This is a genomic window from Streptomyces hygroscopicus subsp. hygroscopicus (genome assembly GCF_001553455.1).
GTDB classification, from domain to species: Bacteria; Actinomycetota; Actinomycetes; order Streptomycetales; family Streptomycetaceae; genus Streptomyces; species Streptomyces hygroscopicus.
Genome location: NZ_BBOX01000162.1, coordinates 1 through 6,739 on the forward strand (window position 1 = coordinate 1; position 6,739 = coordinate 6,739).

Here is a 6,739-nt window from a genome sequence, read left to right on the forward strand (position 1 = left end):
CCGCCGCACCTGGGCTCCGACCGCGGCGACCTCCGTGCACGGCCTCTACGAGCTGGGCGGCGGCGTCGCCGAGTTGAAGCTGGACCGCCTGCCGCTGGAACCGGGCAGCACCGTCTCCAGCCGGGTGGAGGTGGGCGTGGGCAAGCTGACCGTGACGGTCCCGCGGGACGTCCGGGTGAAGCTCGACATCGAGGTGGGGCTCGGCGACATCTGGCTTCCGGGCGAGAAGAAGGGCAAGGACAACGTCGACGTCGGTGCGGGGCGGGAGCGCGAGGTCACCCTGGAGCCGGTGGGCGGGGGCAGGGCCGGGGGCGGGACCGGGGGCGGGACCGGGGGCGGGACCGGGGCGGGCGGCACCGGGGCTGGGGCGAAGGGCACGGTCTCGCTGAAGCTGGAGGTCGGGCTGGGCGCTGTGGAGGTGAAGCGATCATGAGGCGCGGTTCTGTCGGGCCTTCCTTCGGCCGTTCAGGTCGTTCTCTGGGCCGTTCCTTCGGGCGTTCCTTTGGCCGTTCCTTCGGTCACTCGTTCGGCCACTCGTCTGGTCGCCCGCTGGGTCCTGCGCCTGGCCGTCCGCTCGGCCATACGGCTTCCGATCGGTCCCGCCACGCGTTCGAGCCGGGAAAACTGGTGGCCGGCCTGGTGATCCTGGGCGTGGCCGTCGCGTACGGGATGGACGCGGCCGGTGAGTGGGACGTCCGCCCGGAGATCGCCCTTTCGGCTCTCCTGTGCGGTCTGTGCGTAGCGGCCATGACCTCGACCCTCAGCTACCTCCTGCGCCGCCGATCGCGCCGCGCGACGCCGGAGGACTGACGAAGCGGGTGACGACCGGGGGGCGGGCGACGGCTGAGGGAGCGGCTGACGACCGAGGGGCGGGTGACGACCGGGGGAGCTGGCCCGGGGTGCGGGGCGGGGCCCGCCCCCGCCAGGGTCGGGGAACGAGCCCGGGGCCCGGGTCGGGGAACGATCAGGGGCGACCCTGATGCCCGTTGTCGGGCGGGCGTGTGACGATCGAGCCATGACCGCCGCCGTGCCCCCCACGACCCCCGAGCCACCCCCGCGCAAGCTCTACCGCAGTGCCGAAGGCCGTCTCCTCGGCGGTGTGGCCCGGGGGCTGGCGGGGCACCTCGGGCTTCCGGTCTCCTGGGTGCGGATCGTCTTCGTCGCGTTGTTCCTGGCGGAGGGGTTCGGCGCGCTCGTCTACGCGCTCTTCTGGTTCATCGTCCCGCTCGGCGTCGGCGGTGTGGAGACGACCACCCGCCCGTTCACCGCGGTGGGTCCCGACGGCCGCCGCCGGATCCTGGCCCGGAGGCCGGAGCGGGGCCAGATCATCGCCCTGGTCGCCCTCTTCGTCGGCATGGGGATCTTCATCCAGGGCTTCCACCTCGGCCGTGCCAACACCTACATCTGGCCGCTCCTCCTCATCGGCGCGGGCGTCGCCCTCTTCTGGCGCCAGGCGGACAACGCCCGCCGCGCCCAGTGGGTCGAGCTCAGCCGCAGCAAGCGGGTCCTGCCGCTGGCCCGAGCCGCCGCGGGGGTGGTGCTGGTGGCCGCCGGGGTGTCCGGGATCGTCGTCCTCCAGGGTTCGGCCAGGCACCTGGGGGCCGTACTGCAGGCGGCCCTGGCCGTCCTGGTCGGTATCGCGCTGCTGGTGGGCCCCTATGTGGTGCGGATGACGCAGGACCTCTCCGAGGAGCGGCTGATGCGTATCCGCGCGCAGGAGCGGGCGGAGGTCGCGGCCCACGTGCACGACTCGGTGCTGCACACCCTGACCCTGATCCAGCGCAACGCGGAGGACCCCCGCGAGGTGGCCCGGCTGGCCCGCGCCCAGGAGCGGGAGCTGCGCGCGTGGCTCTACCGGCCGGAGGGCACGGGCAAGGAGGAGGCCGAGGAGCCGGACACCCTCGCGGACGCGGTGAAGAAGACGGCGGCGGAGGTCGAGGACCACCACGGCGTCCCGATCGAGGTGGTGGTGGTCGGCGACTGCCCGTTGGACGAGAGACTGGGCGCACAGATACAGGCGGCGCGCGAGGCGATGGTCAACGCGGCCAAGTACGGTGGCGACGGCGGGGCCGTCCAGGTCTTCGCCGAGGTCGAGGGGGCCAGCGTGTTCATCTCCGTGCGCGACCGCGGCCCCGGCTTCGACGTGGACGCGGTGCCGGAGGACCGGATGGGCGTGCGCGAGTCGATCATCGGCCGGATGCAGCGGAACGGCGGCACGGCCCGGCTGAGATCGGCCCCGGACGGGGGCACGGAAGTGGAGCTGGAGATGGAGAGGGCGGCGACGACATGACCGAGGCGTACGGCCTGCCGGCCGGTAACCCAGGCGGCGGGGGAGCCCTGGCCGCGCCCGGCGGAGGCAGCCCCGCCGCCGGGGGGCCGCCTCCCACGGCGCCTCTCGGCGGCGTCCCCACGGCGGGGGGTGCCGCGGTGGCGGGGGGCGCCCTGGTGGGTGGTGCCCTGGTGGGTGGTGCCCCGGCGCTGGGCGGTTCGCGGGTGTCGGGTGGTGTTTCCACGGCGGGCGGCGCCCCATCGGCGGCTCGCTCCCCCATTGCGGGTGGTTCCCTCACAGCGAGTGGCGCTCCCACGGCGAGCGGCGCCCCGGCGGCGGGCGGCAGTCCCGCGCCGGGTGGGCCCGGTCACGCCTCCGTGCCCGGCAGCAAGGGCGGCACGGGCGCCACGAGCGGTATGGGCGCTATGGGTGGCACGGACGCCATGGGCAGCACGGGCGGCATGGGCGCTATGGGTGGCATGGGCGCCACGGACAGCATGGGCGCCATGGGTGCCACGGACGCCATGGGCGGCACGGGCGGCACGGGCGGCATGGGCGCCATGGGCAGCACGGGTGGCACGGACGCCATGGGCAGCGTGGGCGCCATGGGCGCCACGGGCACCATGGGCGCCACGGGCACCATGGGCGCCACGGGCGGCACGGGCACCACGGGCGGCACCGGCGCCGTGGACGCCGCGGGCGTGCCGGGTCCGGCCGGTGGCGTGCCCGCGCCCGCAGCGGCGGGGGCGGACGGCGCCGGGCCGGACGACACCGGGGCGCCCCGCCGCGTGCGCGTCGTGCTGGTCGACGATCACCGCATGTTCCGCACCGGGGTGCAGGCGGAGATCGGGGACACGGCCCGGACCGGCGTCGAGGTGGTCGGCGAGGCGGCCGACGTCGACCAGGCCGTCACCGTGATCACCGCGACCCGTCCCGAGGTCGTGCTGCTCGACGTCCACCTTCCCGGCGGGGGCGGTGTCGAGGTGCTGCGCCGCAGCGCCTCGATGATGGCCGACCAGAACCGCCCGGTGCGGTTCCTCGCGCTCTCCGTCTCGGACGCCGCCGAGGACGTCATCGGGGTCATCCGCGGCGGTGCCCGCGGCTACGTGACCAAGACCATCACCGGCACCGACCTGGTCGACGCGATCTTCAGGGTCGCCGAGGGCGACGCGGTCTTCTCGCCCCGCCTCGCCGGTTTCGTCCTCGACGCCTTCGCCTCCACCGACGCCCCGCCCGTGGACGAGGACCTGGACCGGCTCACCCAGCGCGAGCGCGAGGTGCTGCGCCTGATCGCACGCGGTTACGCCTACAAGGAGATCGCCAAGCAGCTCTTCATCTCGGTGAAGACGGTGGAGAGCCACGTCTCGGCGGTGCTGCGCAAGCTCCAGCTCTCCAACCGTCATGAACTCACCCGCTGGGCGACGGCCCGCCGCCTGGTCTGAGGATCATCCGCCCAGGTGGGCGGCGACCGCCGCGAGCAGCCCCTCCTCGCACGCGGCGGCGTCGTCCGCCGCCCAGCAGACGTAGCCGTCCGGCCGGAACAGCAGCGCGCCCGCGCCCAGGTCGGCCGGGGACTTGGCGCGTACGAGGTCGAGGTGTCCCGGCAGCCGTACGCCGTCCGGGACGAGCCCGCCCACGTCCAGCAGCACCGCGTGCCCCGCGCCGAAGAACGACGACAGCCGGGCGGTCCCGGACGCGGTGACCAGCTCCGCGTCCGGCACCCGCTGCCCGGCCAGCGGATGGCGGGCTCCGGGGATCTCGTACCGCAGCGCGAGCCCGGACATCAGCCCGGCCAGGTACCGGTTGGTGTCCGGCAGCCGCATCAGGTCGATGAAGATGTCCCGTAGGGCCGCCGCGTCCTCGCTGTCCGGGCGCACGTCCGCCAGCACCCGCTGGGCCGAGGTGTGGCGCAGAACCCCGGCCGCGACCGGGTGCCGTTCGGCGTGGTAGCTGTCCAGCAGCCCGGCCGGGGCCCGCCCGCGCAGGGTGGCGGCCAGCTTCCAGCCCAGGTTGAACGCGTCCTGCACGCCGAGGTTCAGCCCCTGCCCGCCCAGCGGCGGATGGATGTGCGCGGCGTCCCCGGCGAACAGCACCCGGCCCGTCCGGTAGCGCTCCACCTGCCGGGTCGCGTCGCTGAACCGCGAGGCGTTGTCCACCCCGCCGAGCACCGTCTCCGCGCCGTACACGGCCCGCAGCGCGGCGGAGATCTCCGCCTCGGTGACGGGGGTGTCCCGGGTGGCCTCCGGACGCTCCTCGGATCCGTAGTACCCGTAGGTGAGCCGGTAGCGATCGTCCCGGAGCGGGACGAGCATCGCCCAGTAGTCGTTCGCCCGCCGCGTCAGGGTGCTGATGTGTCCCGACTCCCGTGGCACCAGTTCCGACACGGAGGACAGCCGGATGTCGGCGAGCACGGCCAGATACGTCCCGGACCGCCCGGGGAACGGCATGCCGAGCTTCTTACGGAGCGTGCTGTGGCCCCCGTCGCACGCCACCGCATACCGCGCCCGCGCCCGCGTACCGCCGTCCGCCGTGACGTTCACCCCGTCGTCGTCCGCCTCGATGGCGGTCACCGCCGCTCCCCGCCGTATCCGCGCGCCCAGGGCGGTCGCCCGCTCCTCCAGCACTTCCTCGATCTCCCACTGGGGGAGCCCGATCGGGGACGGGAAACGGGTGTCCCACACCGTGTTGTCCAGCGGCACCGGCAGCATCGCGAAGTGTCCGCCGACCGGCCCGCGCGGCATGGCCCGCCGCAGCATCGGCTCCAGCAGCCCCCGCAGCTCCAGCATCTCGGCGGTACGGGGCTGGATCGCCCCGCCCTTCACCTGCTGGAGGCGCTCCGTCAGCTTCTCCAGCACCAGGGTCTCCACTCCGGCCAGCGCCAGTTCGTACGCCAGCGTCAGCCCGGTCGGCCCGGCCCCCACGATCACGACCTCGGTCTCGATCGACTCCATCTCGCCCTCCCTCGTTTCTGCACTCGGTAGATAAGTACACCAAGTGCAGAACTATTCCAAGTGCAGGGTGGTGGGGTAACGTGGGCGTGTGACGACCGAGAGCCGGCCCGGCCTGCGTGAACGCAAGAAGCAGCGGACCCGTGACGCGATCTCGGACGCCGCGATCACCCTCTTCGTCGAACGCGGCTTCAATGAGGTCTCCGTCGCCCAGATCGCCGAGGCCGCCGAGGTCTCCAAGCGCACGCTGTTCGCGTACTTCCCGACCAAGGAAGACCTCGTGGTGCACCGGATGGCCGACCACGAGACCGAATCCGCCCGCGTGGTGCGCGCCCGCCCCGCGCACACCGCCCCGCTGGACGCCCTGCGCGACCACTTCCTCGACGGCCTGCGCCGCCGCGATCCGATCACCGGGCTCAACGACATGCCCCAGATACGGGAGCTCACCCAGCTGATCTTCCGGACCCCCGCCCTGATCGATCGCATGCAGCGCTTCAGGGCGGGCGGAGAACGCGCCCTCACCGAGGCCCTGTGCGACACCACCGACGCGCCGGAGCTCGTCGCCCGTATGGCCTCGGTCCAGATCATCGCCGTCCAATGGGCGCTGTCCATGGAGAACTTCGAGCGCTTGATATCCGGCGAGACCGCCGACGCTCGCTACCCGGACGCGGCCCGCTCCGCCGAGCGGGCTTTCGCCCTGCTGGCGAACGGCCTCGCGACGGTCGGCTGACCACGGTCCGGGGCTCGAAGCTCAGGGCCGGGCCCCAACCAGCCAACCCACCCACGCCCCCGATATCCGGGGGAGTTCATGGCTTTCGCGGCCGTCAGCCGCGCTTGAGCTCCGGGCGCCGGGAGTCGAGCGATCTATCCAAGGAACGGGTGGGTTGGAACAACCCACCCACCCTCCCATGCACATAATGTGACCGGCTTGCCACGCGCGGTGGCCAGCGTCTAGCGTTCGCAGCGACAAATGAACGGCCCCGGCGGTGCGCCAACACCAATTCCGGGGCCTGACCTACAAGATCGACAGGACCTCGATCTCATGGCTTCAGCCGACTGTAGCGTTGCCCCGCACGCTTCCGCACACCCCCTGGCCAACCCCGGCTACGGCAAGCGCAGCGCACCCGGCCAATCCCCCCGTCGCGCCGACGACTTCGCACACCTGCCCAAGCGTGAGGCGTCGATCGCCGCGTACATCGACCGGTTACCGGACGGTTCCGCGATTGACGCCAAGACGCTCGCCAAGTCCCTTCTCGACTACGGCCAGATGGCCTGCGGCACCGCGCTGCGGAAGCTGTCCGAAGCCGGATACCTGCGGCGCGTCCGGGAGCACGTCATCACGGAGGACGGGGCGCGCTGGGTGACCCGTACGTTCTTCTCGCGGACGGCACGGGACGACGCGTGGTGGGGGGCGTTCATACGCGGCGATGGCGCGCCGGAGTCGTCCCCGGCCGCACCCGCACCCGCTCCGGCGCCCGCTCCGGCGCCCGCGCCCGCACCTGCGCCCGCTCCGGCGCTCGCA

Annotated in this window: 5 protein-coding genes and 2 pseudogenes; 6 read left to right on the forward strand and 1 reads right to left on the reverse strand. The window is 73.3% G+C overall.

The window, feature by feature from the left end; all coding sequences use genetic code 11:
* From AXW62_RS44005 to AXW62_RS18335, 4 genes and pseudogenes are all read left to right on the forward strand, one after another.
* Positions 1-433, forward strand: a pseudogene (locus AXW62_RS44005) (hypothetical protein); the annotation flags it as partial.
* Between the two features lie 194 nt (positions 434-627).
* Positions 628-810: a hypothetical protein gene (locus AXW62_RS18325; protein ID WP_060945476.1), complete on the forward strand. Its 183-nt coding sequence runs from the start codon at positions 628-630 to the stop codon at positions 808-810.
* Between the two features lie 205 nt (positions 811-1,015).
* Entirely contained in the window at positions 1,016-2,290 is a 1,275-nt protein-coding gene (locus AXW62_RS18330) for an ATP-binding protein (RefSeq protein WP_060945477.1), read from the forward strand.
* A 620-nt stretch (positions 2,291-2,910) separates the two neighbouring features.
* Entirely contained in the window at positions 2,911-3,711 is an 801-nt protein-coding gene (locus AXW62_RS18335) for a LuxR C-terminal-related transcriptional regulator (RefSeq protein ID WP_079115678.1), read from the forward strand.
* 3 nt (positions 3,712-3,714) lie between these two features.
* On the opposite strand, the gene AXW62_RS18340 is transcribed toward AXW62_RS18335, so the two are convergent.
* Entirely contained in the window at positions 3,715-5,220 is a 1,506-nt protein-coding gene (locus AXW62_RS18340) for an FAD-dependent oxidoreductase (RefSeq protein WP_060945478.1), read from the reverse strand.
* 88 nt (positions 5,221-5,308) lie between these two features.
* On the opposite strand from AXW62_RS18340, the gene AXW62_RS18345 reads away from it, so the two are divergent.
* Together AXW62_RS18345 and AXW62_RS18350 are read left to right on the forward strand one after the other, a co-directional pair.
* Positions 5,309-5,947 carry a TetR family transcriptional regulator gene (locus tag AXW62_RS18345; protein ID WP_060945479.1) on the forward strand — a complete coding sequence of 213 codons (639 nt, stop codon included), beginning with the start codon at positions 5,309-5,311 and terminating at the stop codon, positions 5,945-5,947.
* A gap of 312 nt (positions 5,948-6,259) precedes the next feature.
* Positions 6,260-6,739: pseudogene (locus AXW62_RS18350) on the forward strand (hypothetical protein); the annotation flags it as partial.

Coding starts and splice junctions, on each gene's coding strand:
- AXW62_RS18340 (WP_060945478.1), bottom strand. CDS start 5,220: ATGGAGTCGATCGAGACCGAGGTCGTGATCGTGGGGGCCGGGCCGACC.
- AXW62_RS18335 (WP_079115678.1), top strand. CDS start 2,911: ATGGGCGCCACGGGCGGCACGGGCACCACGGGCGGCACCGGCGCCGTG.
- AXW62_RS18330 (WP_060945477.1), top strand. CDS start 1,016: ATGACCGCCGCCGTGCCCCCCACGACCCCCGAGCCACCCCCGCGCAAG.